Consider the following 13,071-nt stretch of genomic DNA (forward strand, 5'->3'; position numbering starts at 1 on the left):
CCTCATGTCCGCCCCGTCCAGCCCGTCCGCGCCATCCGCCGCCGACACCCCATCGGCCCCTCCGCACCCCGCCAGGCTCGGTTCCGCCCTTCTCGTCATCGTCACCGCCTACCTGATGGTCGGCGTCGACTCCACCGTCGTCAACGTCGCACTGCCCGACATCCAGCAGGACCTGGGGTTCAGCCGGACCGGCCTGTCCTGGGTGCTCAACGCCTACACCCTCGCCTTCGGCGGTCTGTTACTGCTCGGCGGGCGGGTCGGCGACATCCTCGGCCGCCGTCGCACGCTCGGCGCCGGAGCGCTGCTGTTCGCACTGACCTCGCTGCTCGGCGGGGTCGCCACGGAGGGCGGCTGGCTGCTCACGGCACGCGCGCTGCAGGGCGTCGGCGCGGCACTCATCGCCCCCAGCACCCTGGCCCTGATCACCACCAACTTCCCCCAGGGCCCACGCCGCAACCACGCCCTGAGCATCTACTCCGCCATGGCCGGCATCGGCGGCTCCGTCGGCCTGGTCCTGGGCGGCATGCTCACCTCGTGGGCGTCCTGGCGCTGGGCCCTGCTCATCAACGTGCCCATCGGCGTCGCCCTGTTCCTGGCCCTGCCCCGCTTCGTCGCCGAGACCCCGCGCCACGCGGGCCGCTTCGACCTGGCGGGTGCGCTGACCGGGACGGCCGGGATGACCTCCCTCGTCTACGCGTTCATCCGGGTCTCCGAGGCGGGCTGGTCCGACACCCAGGCCCTGTCCGGCTTCGGCTGCGCCCTCGCGCTGCTCCTCGGCTTCACCCTGGTCGAGTCCCGGGCCGGCCAGCCGATCATGCCGCTACGGCTGTTCGCCGACCGCGACCGGGCGGGCGGATATCTCACCATCATGCTGCTGCCCGCGGGCATGTTCGGCGCCTTCTACTTCCTCACCCTCGTCTGCCAGCAGGTCCTGGATTACAGCCCGTTGCGCGCCGGGTTCGCCTTCCTGCCGATGACCCTGGCGATGTTCACGACGGTGCGTCTGGTACCCCGGCTGCTGGCCCGCTCCGGGGCCAAGCCGGTGCTGCTCACCGGCATCTCCCTGCTGGTCGTCGCCGCCGGCTGGCTGTGGCGACTGCGGCCCGGCGACGGGTACGTCACCGGAGTGCTCGGCCCGCTGCTGTTGCTGGGCGCGGGCATCGGCCTGAGCTTCATGCCGCTCAACGCGACCATCCTGGCCCGTATCGAGCCCCGGGAGGCCGGCGCCGCCTCCGGCCTGCTACAGACGCTGCAGTGGCTGGGCGGCACCCTCGGACTCGCCGTCCTGGTCACCGTGTACGGCACGGTGACCAGGCACGCGACCGGCACGCCCGCCGAGATCCTCACCCACGGCGCGTCCCGTGCCTTCGGCATCGGGTCACTGGTCGCGGTGGCCGCGCTGCTGGTGGCGGGGTTGGTGATCACGAGTCCGCGGCGGCAGGGAGCCTGAGCGCTCCGCTGGGACTGCCGCGACATGCCAACTGTCGACTACGGCGCCGTCGTGACTGGTCGCGCCCACGCGGCGGAGCCGCATATCGATACAGCCCCGCGCCCCGTCAGGGGCGCGGGGAACTGCGCGACCAGCCACAACGCACCCGCAGTCGACAACCGGCGCGCACCGGCCGGACGATCGACAAACCGTCTAGAACAAAGCGCTGTACGCGTTCAGCGCCGGCTGGCCGCCGAGGTGGGCGTAGAGCACCGTGGAATCGGTCCCTATCTCGCCCCGCTCGACGAGGTCCACCATCCCCGCCATCGACTTCCCCTCGTACACCGGGTCGGTGACCATGCCCTCGGTGCGGGCGGCGAGGCGCATCGCCGCGAGGGTGGTGTCGTCCGGGATGCCGTAGATGCCGGCGTGGTAGCGGTCGTCCAGCTCCACGGTCAACTCACCCTTGACCCCGATGAGTTCGCCGGTGCGCCGGGCGATCCGGGCCACCTGCTCACGGGTCTCGGCCGGCTTGGCCGAGGCGTCGATGCCGATGACCCGGCGCTCGCGCGCCCACCCGCCTCTTCCAGCGCGGCGAACCCGGCGACCATGCCGGCCTGGGTCGACCCGGTCACCGAGCAGACGATCACCGTGTCGAAGAAGACGCCCAGTTGCTCCTCCTGCTCGGCGACCTCGTAAGCCCAGTTGGCGAAGCCGAGCCCGCCGAGCGGGTGGTCGGAGGCGCCGGCCGGGATGGCGTACGGCTTGCCGCCCGACTCCTCGACCTCGCGCAGCGCCCCTTCCCAGCTCTCCTTGAACCCGATCCCGAACCCGGCCTGGACGAGACGCACGTCGGCGCCCGCCAGCCTGCTGATCAGGATGTTGCCGACCTTGTCGTACACGGAGTCCGGCCACTCCACCCAGCTCTCCTGCACCAGGACGCACTTGAGCCCGGCGCGGGCGGCGACGGCGGCGACCTGGCGGGTGTGGTTGGACTGCACCCCGCCGATGGAGACGAGGGTGTCGCAGCCCTTGGCGAGCGCGTCCGCGACCAGGTACTCCAGCTTGCGCGTCTTGTTCCCGCCGTACGCGATCCCGGAGTTGCAGTCCTCCCGCTTGGCCCAACTGGAGTACGAGCGGGTTCCTGACGGCCCAGCAGTGGACTGTTCCTGCATGTTGGCAGGTCGGGGGAGCCCGGAAGAACCGTGACCTCTCGCCCTGAATTTCTCGTACTACTGGCAGATTTCGCGAGCGGTTCGTGTAATCTAACGGATCATGGTGGATTCTGGGACTCGCGTGCTGTCTCTGGTCCCCCCGCTCACCGACGAGGTGCTGGATGAGTCCTCGGATGCGCGGGGCGGGGATCAGGGTCTGGTTGACGTGCTCTCCTTGCAGCGCCGGTACGCCGGTGGTGCGTCGCTGGAGGACGAGCAGGCGTTCTTCATGGACACGCTCGTGGAGTACCAGTGGGCTCGTGATGTGGCGGGTCTGGCCTCCTCGACGCTGGATGCGCTGACGAAGCCGGTCATCGAGGTCTGCGATTACTACCAGCTGGTGCCGTGGCGGCTGACCCCGCGGCATGTGGACGCGTACTTCGCGGGGCCTGGTAAGCGGCAGGCGCCGACGGTCCGTTCCAAGCTCAACAAGATCGACCACTTCTTCGCGTTCCTGGAGCAGCGCTACTCCCACGAGATCTTCCGACAGTTCGGAGTGGCGGTCGAGTCTCCGATCGATCCGTTCAACCGGCAAGCGCATCGAGGGGATTTCGGGCTGCGGGTGCCGCCGTCGGCGCGCGCGACCGGGGAGTTCTTCGCCGCGTGGCGTTCGGACTTGCCGAATGCCCGCAAGGAGGCGGTGGCCTGCCGCGACTACGTGATGTCGAAGATGATCTACATCTCGGGAGTGCGGGCCGCCGAGCTGTGTGGGATGAAGATGTGTGATCTGCACTGGGAGTCAGGGGAGTTCGGACGGTTCCTGGTGCAGGGCAAGGGGGCTCGTGGGTCGGGCCCCGGCCGCGGGAGGCATTCATGTTCGCCGAGGGTCGGGCGCTGATGTGGTGGTACATCTCCGGCATCCGCGGCCTGTTCGCGGATGACCCCGAACATCCCGAGGCGCCGGTGTGGCCCTCCGAGCGCCTGCCCAAGAGCATCGAGGACCTGTGCATGCCGGTGGCGCCGGCGGTGACGCCCTCCACGTTGCGAAAGGCGCTGAAACGGGCCTCGGCCGCCTATCTGCAGGGCCCGGTCCGGCAGTTGTTCCCGCACCTGCTGCGGCACGCGTGCGCCACGCACCGCTACGAAGGAGGCATGAGTTTGTGGGAGGTGCAGAAATTGCTCGGACATGAGTGGACCACGACAACCGTTCGCTACATTTTGTCTGCCCAGGGCGACCCGGAGGTCGCCAGCCGGCAGTCGTCGGCGCGGGCCGCGCAACGCCTGAGGGTCGACGCTGGGAGTCTGTCGTGAAGTGGAATCTGCGCTGGGCTGCAGCCAAGCAGAACATCTGGCGGCCGAGCGAGTTGCTGCCGCGGTTCGCCGAGTTCGGGTTCACGCCGTCGCTGTCGAAGGTGTCGGCACTCTGGTCCGGTGTCCCGGTCACCGTTCGCCTCGACGACCTCGACAAGATGTGCGCCGCCCTCAATTGCACGGTCGGGGATCTACTTGAGGCTGACCCCGTCGAACGGATCGCGCCCAGTGGGGAAATGGGGCAGCCGCAGGAGCGTGCGGTCGGGGACAGCGGCCCTGGGCCCCGTCCGATGCCGCGCCGCGGTACGGGGCGGCCGCGATCGCTGCCGCCGAACTGAGCGGCCACGCGGATGGGCAAGCCGAAGCCACGGGCGGACGAGTGCGCGGGCTGCAACGGATGGGGCCGGCTGGCGCAGCCGCCGTATTGCTCCCCCTGCCACCAGTGGCGCTCGAAGCGGTACAACCCCGCGGCGGTCTGCCGCCGCTGCGGGCGCAACTGGCGCAACTGGCGCGTCAACGTCGACGGGTTCTGCCGCACGTGCGTCCTGGCCATCATCGACTACGACGCCACCTGGTACTACGACCCCGTGGTAGCCGCCAAGCGGCAGGTCGTCACGCAACTCGCCCTGATCGTGCCGGGGATCACGCCGACGGCCGCTCCGTTCGGCACCTACCGGCAGCGTAGCGACGGCCGGTACCACCCGCCTGCCTGGGCCCGTGCCCAGCGCCCTGCCCCGCTGCGCGACGATCCCCGGATCTGCCCGCCCACCGCACCGGGGCAGCTCGCCCTGTTCCCTCCGCCGTATCGGATGCGCCGTGAGCACGCCTCCGACATCCTCCATCGGCCACAGAGGGAACTCCCGGATCTCCGGCGGGTGTTGGAGATTCTGCGCTCCTATACGGATGGGCACGCCTACATAGTGGACTGGCGCAGCCAGGCGCAGCGGATGCTGCGTCTGGTCCTGGCAGCCCGACGCGCGGCTGGCGGCGGGCCGGTCGACGGCTGCCTGATCAAGGCTCTGCCCGGATGCCGTCCCATCGTGACCGCGGTCCTCGACCGGGCGGGGCTCCTGGCCGAGGGGACCGACACATACGCTCCGCCGCAGTCGGCCGCGCATCGCCGGGCCCGTACCCGCGCGCCGATCTCATGCACGCACTGCCAGGCATGGGGTATCGGACACGGCCAGCTGTGCCGGGGCTGCTACATCTGGTGCGCCCGCCCCCGCCCCGTCGGGGACTGCGTGCGCTGCGGCACGGGTCCGCTGCCACTGCGGGAGGGGTGGTGTCACGGCTGCCTGCGCCACCGCGCCCTCCTCGGCCCCGAGTACGACCACGTCTCGTGGCTGCAACTCCGCCTCACCGAGCGCGGGCTGGACCAGGCCGACGCGCGAGCCATCCTCCGCCCACCCGGACAGAACACCACCAAGACGGACGAGGAGACACACCCGCACCAGATCACCCCGCCCGCTTTCGTGCCGCACGGCCAGCAGGAACTCTTCCCTGCCGAACGCGACTGGAGCCCTCTGAACAGGGGCACCCTTCCCGATCCCACACCCGAGGCCGCCCGGCTGCTCGCTGCTTTCGACGCCCATGCCCGCGCCCACGCCCTGGACAGACGACTCACGCCACGCCGCCGCCCACGTCCTGCGCACCGCGGCTACTTGGCTGGGTGCGGATGCTCCCTTCGCGGAATCCGATCTCCGCGCGATCCGCGCCGCTACCGGCCGTGGCAGCCGGTGCCGTCCCCGCGCACTGAATGCCTTCCTTGCCGAACGCGGACTGCTGCTCCCCCAGCCCTGCCCCGCTCCGCGCGCCTCCGAAGCCTTCGTGGAACGGGCTATCGCCGGGTATCCGCCGCGTATCGCCGGTGAACTCGCCTCCTGGGCAGGACTGTTGCGCGGCCACCCCAACCGGCCGCCCACCGAATGGCGCACGCTGCGCAGATACCTCAACTACCTCAAAACACCGCTCGGCGACTGGGCCCGCAGCTACCAGACCCTGCGGCAGGTCACCACCGCCGACATTCACACCGCCGTCACCGCAGTCAAGGGCGCCCGCGCCCACGAACGCGCCGTAGCCCTGCGCTCGATCTTCCGCGCCCTGAAGCAGACCAAGCTCATCTTCACCGACCCCACCCGCGGCCTCAGCGTCACCCGCCACGAACCTCTCCCCGAAACTCTGCCCCCTGACCGCCTCGCCGGACTACTCGACATCACCGACCGGCCCGCGATCCGCCTCGCTCTCGCCCTGGTCACCCTCCACGCCCTCAACGGCACCGACCTCACCCGCGTCACCCTGGGCGACGTCATCTCCGCCCGCGCCCAACTCCTCGTCCGCCGCCCGCATGGCCGTCACACCGTCCACCTTGACGACCTCACCCTCCGCCTCCTGCACTCCTGGCTCCGCTACCGCCACCAGCGCTGGCCCCGTACCACCAACCCCCACCTCTTCGTCACCCGCCAAACCGTCATCCACACCGGGCCGACCAGCGCCGACTACTTCCCTGCGAGCTTCCAGCGACTCGGCCTCACCCTCAACGGCCTGCGCACGGACCGCATCCTTGACGAGGCCCGCCACACCGCAGACCCCGTCCATCTCGTCCGCGTACTCGGCATCTCCGTGTCCACCGCCATGAAGTACGTGCGCACTGCCCACCCTCACCGGGCAGGCATCATTCCCCGGTAAGCGCCTCGCTGAGCCTCGATCCACCGACCGATGGCTCAGGGTGGAGGCGCGGAGCGTGAACGAGCCTGATATTCATGGCCAGCTCCTCACGCCGCGTCGCCGCGAACCGACGAAATCAAGCCTTGACTCGATCTGCTCATTCGCCGGTTGATCCGTCGCGGCACGCTCCCGGGCCAGCATTCTGATCACCCAGATCTGTGGCTACCAGACCCACCGAATCCCCAGACCAAGTGGTTCATCCGGACGAGCGCCTTGATGAGATCTTCCCAAGAATCGCCTTGTAACCGGTCAGCGCCAAGAAACTGGTTGAAAACGACACGAAGCGACATGAGCTGTCCCTCTATGGCGCCGTGTTACGGTCCGCCCTTCCGTGACCAGCAGGAAAGTGACTGACCTGCGGATTCAAGATGGCGCAATCGCTGAGCGCTCCATCTTTACATGCTTGGCCATGCCACCTACGGTGCACAGACCCCTAGGAGAGGGAAGTCGGCAACGCCAGTCAGGTCCTTTGTCAACAGGACTGGAGCAGCATGAGCATCACTGACGGTACTCGCGGTCTGCAATTGGGATCCAAATTCCGATATCTTGAATCCAGCATTCAAGATTTTGATGTCGGCATTGTGCTCGGCCTCCTCCGGGACGGCCATTACGATGGCTCAGTTGCCTACGTCATCAGGGACGCCGTTCCCACCGACGACTGCCGGATCGTGTACTCAAATTTCAGGTCGATCATCGCGGAAAAAGGATCACAGCGAGAGCTCGACGACATCATCAAGGCGAACCAGATCGGCTCCACGCAGTTCCAGAAGTCCCGGCGAGTTCATCTTCAATGAGTTCAATGGCCGGGCGGGCGGAGCGACGCACATCGACGCACTCTGCCAACGGCTGCTGGGTCCCGACTATCTAGACAACACCGTCTTGCTCACCAGGAATTCTGTGCGATCGCCCGAGTTTCACAGGCTGCTGCTGCTCCTTGATGGTGAAGCGCTGCATTTTCGGCGTGAGCAGGGCGCCGGAATCATCATCACGCAGGACAATACCACGGAAACCGGAACGGTCGAATACATCGCCATAGGCCGTACCCGCGATGAGGCAGCAGCGTACGAACGGCGCCTGGAAGATATCCTGCAGATCTCCGTCTAATGTACCCGGTGCAAGATTGGACCTCAGGTGCACGTAGGAATTCTTGGCTATGAACTCGATGACTTCGAGTCGGTCGAACTAACCCAGGACGGACGGCATCTTGGCCACGAAACGTCCCTGTTCGTTCTTGACGATGTGAGCTGCAGATCCAGCGCGAGGACGGGTGTCGAACCGTTGATAGCCGGCGAGCCGGTTTCGAAGTTCGACATCATACTTTCGCGAGCTCAGATCCGCCCCGAGGCGACACAGCTCGACTACGACCGGTATGCGCTGCTCTGTCACGTCGAGGGAGTCACCGTTCTCGATCCGGCTGACACTTATCTCGAAGCAGAAAGCAAGTTCCTGGGCCTCCAGCGCCTGGCGGCCATCGGCCTGCCGATCGCGCCTACGCGATCTTGTTCCAGTCTCGCCGAGATCCAGGAGGCCATCGACGACTGGGAACACGTAGTTCTCAAACCCTCTTTCGGCCTGGGCGGCGTGGACGTCGAGCGTATCTTCAACCTGGCCGACGGCCGGGCCGCAGCCGAACGCCTGCTGCGGAAGTACCGGCTGCTTGTCTGCCAGCCGTATTTCCCGCATCCGCAGGGCGACGTAAGGGTCACCGTTGTCGGCGACCAGGCTCCCCTCATCGTCAACCGCGTTCCAGCCGCCTCGAACTGGAAGGCCAACGTCAACATGGGGGCGACTGCGACGGCCATCACAGCCGACCCAGAACTGGTTGGTATAAGCAAGCGTGCCGCCGCCGCCATGGGTGTCACCGTCGCCGGCCTCGATTTCCTACCGACAAAGGAGGGGTACAAAATAGTGGAGTTCAACAATACGCCATGCTGGTGTTTCGCCGACGAGGCCGAACGACGGCATCTCGTCGAGACTGTTTTCGAGGTCGCCGAGACGATCCACAGGTCAAGTTGCTGATGGAAAAGGCGGCTGACGTCGGGACTCGTGGACGGAGGCAGCAGTGGTTGCGTACCAGTCCCTGCTGACAAATAGCCGCGTATGGTGGTGGATGGCTGCAACAATTGGCACTCGGCTCGCGGTGTGCACGATTCCGCTCGGCGCCGTCTTCGCGGCCAAGTCGGACACCGGTTCCTACGCATGGGGTGCCGTCATCGCCGGCGCCTACGCCGGAGGCGAGGCCATCGGTGCTCCCAAAATGGGTGCGCGGTTCCAGCGTCGCCCATTGAGAAAGGAACTCGCCTTTGTCGCGCCGACCGAGGCTATCGCCCTGGTGGGGGTCGTCGTCACCCTCTCACTCGGAGCGCCACTCGCCGCCGCCGTACTCGCGGCACTGGCTGGTGGCGTTGCGAGTGGGACGTTTGGTGGGCTTCGCACGCTCGTGGTCGGTTTGGTTCCCGAGTCACGGGAGAACGCTCTGGCCCTCGATGTGATCATGAACCAACTGTGTCAGATCGCCGGCCCCGCGCTGGCGGCTTCCGCTGCGGTGGCGTGGAACCCGGATGCGCCACTGTTGATCGTCTGCGGTGGCCTGCTCGTCGCCGCGGCTGTCACGGTGAAGCTTCCGGAGTCCGTCACGGGCGTTGCAGACGGCAAGAGCACTGTGCGGCCGGATCCGCGACGGAACTCGACGCTGGCCGTCGTCCGGGCGATTTGGCCGTCTCTCGTCGTTTCCACGGTGGTGTTGATGCTCCAGGCCGTGCTGGAGGTAACGCTTCCGAGCATCCTGGGTCAACGTCACGGGCCGCCCGCGTGGGCTGGGATCGCGTTGTCGGGGTTGGCTGTCACCAGCATTGTCGGAAGTTTTTTGTACGGCCTTCGCCGTTGGTTCGGTCGCCCGCACACGCACACCCTGATCTTCGCGGGCGGGTTCTCGCTCATGGTCGCCGTAGTGGGCGTGGTGTGGTCCCCGGTCGTGACCGTGGTCTTGGTGGCTGCGTGCGGCTTGTTTCAGGCCGCAGCGAGCACGGCACGCAGTTTGACAGTCACCGACGTGCTCCCCGCCGATGACTGGTCTGTCGGGTTTTCGTTGCTCTACTCCTTTGGAGCGGTGGGCTTCACTGTGGCCAGCGCGGTGAGCGCCCTGTTCCTCGCAGCAGGTAGTGCAGAGGTATTGCTGATCGTTTTCGGTCTCGCCGGCATGTTGATCTTTACCCTGACCTGGTGGTGGGAATGGACCACGGTAGCGAGGGAGGCGAATCAGGCAAAAGTCTCATGATGTCGGGGATCCACGGGGCACCCTCCGTCCCTGGCGGACGCGGCAGCTACCGCCCCGACCCGGCATGGGACGCCGTCACGGGTCGCCCGTTCTGCCACACGGTACGAATCCGTCCTGGCAGGTCTTCGAGGCTGAGTCCTGATCCGTCGAGCAGGACCAGGTCCGCGCGCAGCCCCGGGGCGACGCATCCGCGGTCATGGTCGAGCCGGAGCAGTCGGGCGGCCTCACTGGTGGCCGCCCGTAGAGCTCCGGCGTCGCCGAGGCCGGCTTCGGACAGCAGCGGCAGTTCGTCCAGCACATCGACTTGCGGGCGCGTGGACATGTCCGAACCAGCCGCTATGGGCACGCCCGTGGCCAGCGCCAGCTGTACGGAGCGCCGGTGCGCCGCATCAGACGCCTCGTCACCCTCACTGCGTATCCCGGCGAGAGTGGGCACGTACCAGCATCGATGACGGTGCATTGCGGCTATGGCGTGTTCGTCCAGGAAGACACCATGCTCGATACTGCGGACGCCGGCCTGGGCGGCGGCCGTTGCGGAGTCAGGCGTGTGCGCGTGGGCAAACACGTCGCGACCGCACCGGCGTGCTTCATCGACCAGTGCGTGTATCTCGTCGTCAGTTGGTGTGATGTCGCGTCCCCTGCGTATCGACGACAGCGGGCTGTTGGCTCCCATCTTGATCCAGTCCGCTCCCGCGCGCACCATGCGGCGGACAGCAGCCCTGGCGCTGTCTGTGCCGTCGAACAGCGGGTCCGGTAAGGACGGATCGGCAAAGGCGTCGGCGTCGCCGTACTCGGGTGACCAGTCGTCGCCAAGACCTCCGGTCGGGGACAGTTGACCAACACTTATCAGGAGGTCAGGGCCCCTGATCCAGCCTGCACTCAGTGCGTGGGGAAACCCGGCGTCGGCGCCCCACGCGTCGCGTACGGTCGTCACACCGCGCGTGAGCAGGTCATACAGGACGGCCACCGCTTCCAAAATCCGGGCGCTGCGCGGTAGCGGTTCACCCGAGGGGAATGCGACATGCGCATGACAGTCGATAAGTCCCGGGATCAGCGTGCCGCCGCTACAGTCCACTTGCTCGTCGCCACTCAGACCAGGGCCCACTGCCGCGATCCGATCACCCTGCAGCAGAACGTCAGCGCGTTCCATCGAGCCGCTCTCCACATCGAGGATCTCCGCGCCCGCCAGTAGTACTGTCATCGCGGTCGGCCTCCACCCGGGTTGATCGGCACCAGTCACTGCACCAGTTTAGGGGCTGCAGATCATCAATGTGGTGTCTTGGTCTTACCGTTGCGAAACGTCACTTTGGGATGGGCCTTGACCACCGGGCCACGCGCTCGTCCATCAAACGCCAGCACTCGTACACACGCTCTGTCGGCTCGGAAAGAGTCACCGGGACGTGGCATTCGGAGGCTCATCTTCCGCCGACACGATCAACCCGCCACACTCTCCCTCAAGGCGCAGCCATTCACGCGCGGGTTCTCCGGATTCCAGCTCCAGTTCGCGACGAACCCGCTCGCTTCACAGCGCGGCACCGCCGAGGTGGGCGGTGAGCCGCTCCAGCGGATGCACGGGCGAGGGCCCGAAGAGGAGGGGGTAACGGTCGTAGGAGGAAAGGGACATGGGGTGCCTCCTGGCGGGGTGGTCAGTCGGTGGTGTCGTCGACCCGGTCTGCGAGGGTGTGCCAGATGTCGGCCGTGACCCGGAGCGCCGCCTCCGGGTCGCCGGCCGCGCAGGCCTCGATGAGCCGTTCGTGCAGGCCTGCCGAGCGGCAGGAGCCGCCCTCGCCGAAGCGGCGGCGTTCCAGGCGGCGGATGAGCGGGGTGTAGCGGGCGACGGTGGCCGCGGCCGCGCGGTTGCCGGCCACCCGGATCAGGACGTCGTGCAGTTCGTCGTCGGCGCGCAGGGCCTCGTCCACGTCACCGGCGCCCACCGCGGCGGCGAACCGGTCGTTGGCCGCGCGCATCACGTCGAGGTCGGTGTCCCGCAGCCGGGGTACGGCGGCCCGGGTGGCCAGTTCGTGCATGGCGCCGACCACGGCCGCCGCGTCCCGTACGTCGGCGGCCACGACCGGGGTGACCCGGGTATAGCTCTGCGGCTTGCTCTCCAGAAGCCCCTCGTCGACGAGCCGGGCGAACGCCTCCCGCACCGGCGCCCGGGACAGCCCGAGCCGCTCCGCGAACTCGGCGTCACGCACCACCGCGCCGGGTTCGATCTCCCCGGCGACGATGGCATCGCGGATGGCCGCGTAGGCGCGGTCGCGGAGCAGGGTGCGGGGCAGGGGGCGCAGGCTCTCCATGAACTGAAATGTTAGATGTCAATTCGCTGTCCGAACAGGGGTGCGCGCCTGTTTCAGCGTCGGCTCGCCTTTGAAGAGCTGTCGCGTGGTGCGAAAAGCGCCACTCCTCACCGGCTCAGCGATATCTGGCTGTACGCGTGTCGAGCCAAACCTCCTGATACCGGCGGGTCTTCTTCTGACGCACCGGTCGGGGGGTTGTTGAGGTGTTGGTAATTTGGCGTCAGCGCATGACAGTTCGGACACAGCAGACGCAGGTCCTCTGGACGGTTTTTCGTCCGATAGCCGTCAATGTGGTCGACATGCAGAGGAACACGCCCGGACACAGGGTTGACTTCAGCCCAACCGCATTTTTCGCAGCACTGCCCTCTGAGTAGGACCAGTCCCTGACGCACCCGCCAGTCCGGTCTGCCGTCGTCTCTCGTACCGCTGATCTCGCCCGCTTGCCACGCGGCGAACCACCGCGCGAAAGAGCCGGTGCGCTCGTAGCGGTCGTTGTTGAAGCACTCCCAGGAACAGTACGGGCCGGCAGAACGAGGGCGCCGCTCCGTCGATCCGCAACGGAGGCACGGCGTGGGTTTCCCACGCCGTGCCTCCGCCTCCTGTCTGCGTGTCACGTTCGCGCAGGTCCGACCGCAATGAACCGCACCGCGAGTCAGGATGGATTTGCCGCACTGAGGGCACGGCGGCTTGGGTTTCCGGTGTGACTCAGCGCGCTGTCGTGCTGTCCCCGGAGGCTGCAGCGATTGCTGCAATAGCGCCTGCGCTTTTCCTTTACCGGCATGCTGCACTGTTCACACAACTTGGCCATGCCCGAAAGGTATGTCCAGCCCCCTCAGCCGACAGCTGATTCGGACAGCATCACACGTTCGAGGGACC

At 67.2% G+C, this 13,071-nt stretch carries 13 protein-coding genes and 1 pseudogene; 10 read left to right on the forward strand and 4 right to left on the reverse strand.

Annotation, left to right across the window (positions count from 1 at the left end):
- The first annotated feature begins 4 nt into the window (after positions 1-4).
- Entirely contained in the window at positions 5-1,450 is a 1,446-nt protein-coding gene (locus ACGFZQ_RS16935; protein ID WP_393841031.1) for an MFS transporter, read from the forward strand.
- A 192-nt stretch (positions 1,451-1,642) separates the two neighbouring features.
- Here ACGFZQ_RS16935 and ACGFZQ_RS16940 read toward each other — a convergent pair.
- Positions 1,643-2,604: pseudogene (locus ACGFZQ_RS16940) on the reverse strand (1-aminocyclopropane-1-carboxylate deaminase).
- Positions 2,605-2,725: 121 nt separating this feature from the next.
- Between ACGFZQ_RS16940 and ACGFZQ_RS16945 the strand changes: the two are divergent.
- The 9 genes from ACGFZQ_RS16945 to ACGFZQ_RS16985 all read left to right on the forward strand — a co-directional run bounded on the left by ACGFZQ_RS16945 (position 2,726) and on the right by ACGFZQ_RS16985 (position 9,895).
- Positions 2,726-3,481 (forward strand): hypothetical protein, encoded by a 756-nt coding sequence (locus tag ACGFZQ_RS16945; RefSeq protein ID WP_393841032.1) that lies wholly within the window; start codon positions 2,726-2,728, stop codon positions 3,479-3,481.
- Positions 3,457-3,894 carry a tyrosine-type recombinase/integrase gene (locus tag ACGFZQ_RS16950; protein ID WP_393841033.1) on the forward strand — a complete coding sequence of 146 codons (438 nt, stop codon included), beginning with the start codon at positions 3,457-3,459 and terminating at the stop codon, positions 3,892-3,894. The genes ACGFZQ_RS16945 and ACGFZQ_RS16950 overlap by 25 nt, the downstream gene beginning before the upstream one ends.
- Complete coding sequence (locus ACGFZQ_RS16955; protein ID WP_393841034.1) at positions 3,891-4,232, forward strand: helix-turn-helix domain-containing protein; 342 nt, start codon at positions 3,891-3,893, stop codon at positions 4,230-4,232. Before ACGFZQ_RS16950 ends, ACGFZQ_RS16955 begins: the two co-directional genes overlap by 4 nt.
- A gap of 12 nt (positions 4,233-4,244) precedes the next feature.
- A complete protein-coding gene (locus tag ACGFZQ_RS16960) occupies positions 4,245-5,765 on the forward strand; it encodes a hypothetical protein (RefSeq protein ID WP_393841035.1) in 1,521 nt (506 codons plus the stop codon).
- A complete protein-coding gene (locus ACGFZQ_RS16965) occupies positions 5,722-6,579 on the forward strand; it encodes a hypothetical protein (RefSeq protein WP_393841036.1) in 858 nt (285 codons plus the stop codon). Before ACGFZQ_RS16960 ends, ACGFZQ_RS16965 begins: the two co-directional genes overlap by 44 nt.
- A gap of 530 nt (positions 6,580-7,109) precedes the next feature.
- Positions 7,110-7,412: a hypothetical protein gene (locus ACGFZQ_RS16970; protein WP_393841037.1), complete on the forward strand. Its 303-nt coding sequence runs from the start codon at positions 7,110-7,112 to the stop codon at positions 7,410-7,412.
- 103 nt (positions 7,413-7,515) lie between these two features.
- Positions 7,516-7,722 carry a peptide ligase PGM1-related protein gene (locus ACGFZQ_RS16975; protein ID WP_393841038.1) on the forward strand — a complete coding sequence of 69 codons (207 nt, stop codon included), beginning with the start codon at positions 7,516-7,518 and terminating at the stop codon, positions 7,720-7,722.
- Between the two features lie 27 nt (positions 7,723-7,749).
- Positions 7,750-8,637 carry a RimK family alpha-L-glutamate ligase gene (locus tag ACGFZQ_RS16980; RefSeq protein ID WP_393841039.1) on the forward strand — a complete coding sequence of 296 codons (888 nt, stop codon included), beginning with the start codon at positions 7,750-7,752 and terminating at the stop codon, positions 8,635-8,637.
- Between the two features lie 91 nt (positions 8,638-8,728).
- Entirely contained in the window at positions 8,729-9,895 is a 1,167-nt protein-coding gene (locus tag ACGFZQ_RS16985) for an MFS transporter (protein WP_393841040.1), read from the forward strand.
- 46 nt (positions 9,896-9,941) lie between these two features.
- Here ACGFZQ_RS16985 and ACGFZQ_RS16990 read toward each other — a convergent pair whose 3' ends face one another.
- From ACGFZQ_RS16990 to ACGFZQ_RS17000, 3 genes are all read right to left on the reverse strand, one after another.
- Entirely contained in the window at positions 9,942-11,096 is a 1,155-nt protein-coding gene (locus tag ACGFZQ_RS16990) for an amidohydrolase family protein (protein ID WP_393841041.1), read from the reverse strand.
- Between the two features lie 445 nt (positions 11,097-11,541).
- On the reverse strand, positions 11,542-12,195 hold the full coding sequence (locus tag ACGFZQ_RS16995) for a GntR family transcriptional regulator (RefSeq protein WP_393841042.1): 654 nt from the start codon (positions 12,193-12,195) through the stop codon (positions 11,542-11,544).
- Positions 12,196-12,302: 107 nt separating this feature from the next.
- On the reverse strand, positions 12,303-12,983 hold the full coding sequence (locus ACGFZQ_RS17000) for an HNH endonuclease signature motif containing protein (protein WP_393841043.1): 681 nt from the start codon (positions 12,981-12,983) through the stop codon (positions 12,303-12,305).
- Positions 12,984-13,071: the final 88 nt, after the last annotated feature.

Source organism: Streptomyces sp. NPDC048254, assembly GCF_043201895.1.
Lineage (GTDB): Bacteria > Actinomycetota > Actinomycetes > Streptomycetales > Streptomycetaceae > Streptomyces.

Coding starts and splice junctions, on each gene's coding strand:
- ACGFZQ_RS16950 (WP_393841033.1), top strand. CDS start 3,457: ATGTTCGCCGAGGGTCGGGCGCTGATGTGGTGGTACATCTCCGGCATC.
- ACGFZQ_RS16960 (WP_393841035.1), top strand. CDS start 4,245: ATGGGCAAGCCGAAGCCACGGGCGGACGAGTGCGCGGGCTGCAACGGA.
- ACGFZQ_RS16990 (WP_393841041.1), bottom strand. CDS start 11,096: ATGACAGTACTACTGGCGGGCGCGGAGATCCTCGATGTGGAGAGCGGC.
- ACGFZQ_RS16935 (WP_393841031.1), top strand. CDS start 5: ATGTCCGCCCCGTCCAGCCCGTCCGCGCCATCCGCCGCCGACACCCCA.
- ACGFZQ_RS16970 (WP_393841037.1), top strand. CDS start 7,110: ATGAGCATCACTGACGGTACTCGCGGTCTGCAATTGGGATCCAAATTC.
- ACGFZQ_RS16995 (WP_393841042.1), bottom strand. CDS start 12,195: ATGGAGAGCCTGCGCCCCCTGCCCCGCACCCTGCTCCGCGACCGCGCC.
- ACGFZQ_RS16985 (WP_393841040.1), top strand. CDS start 8,729: ATGGCTGCAACAATTGGCACTCGGCTCGCGGTGTGCACGATTCCGCTC.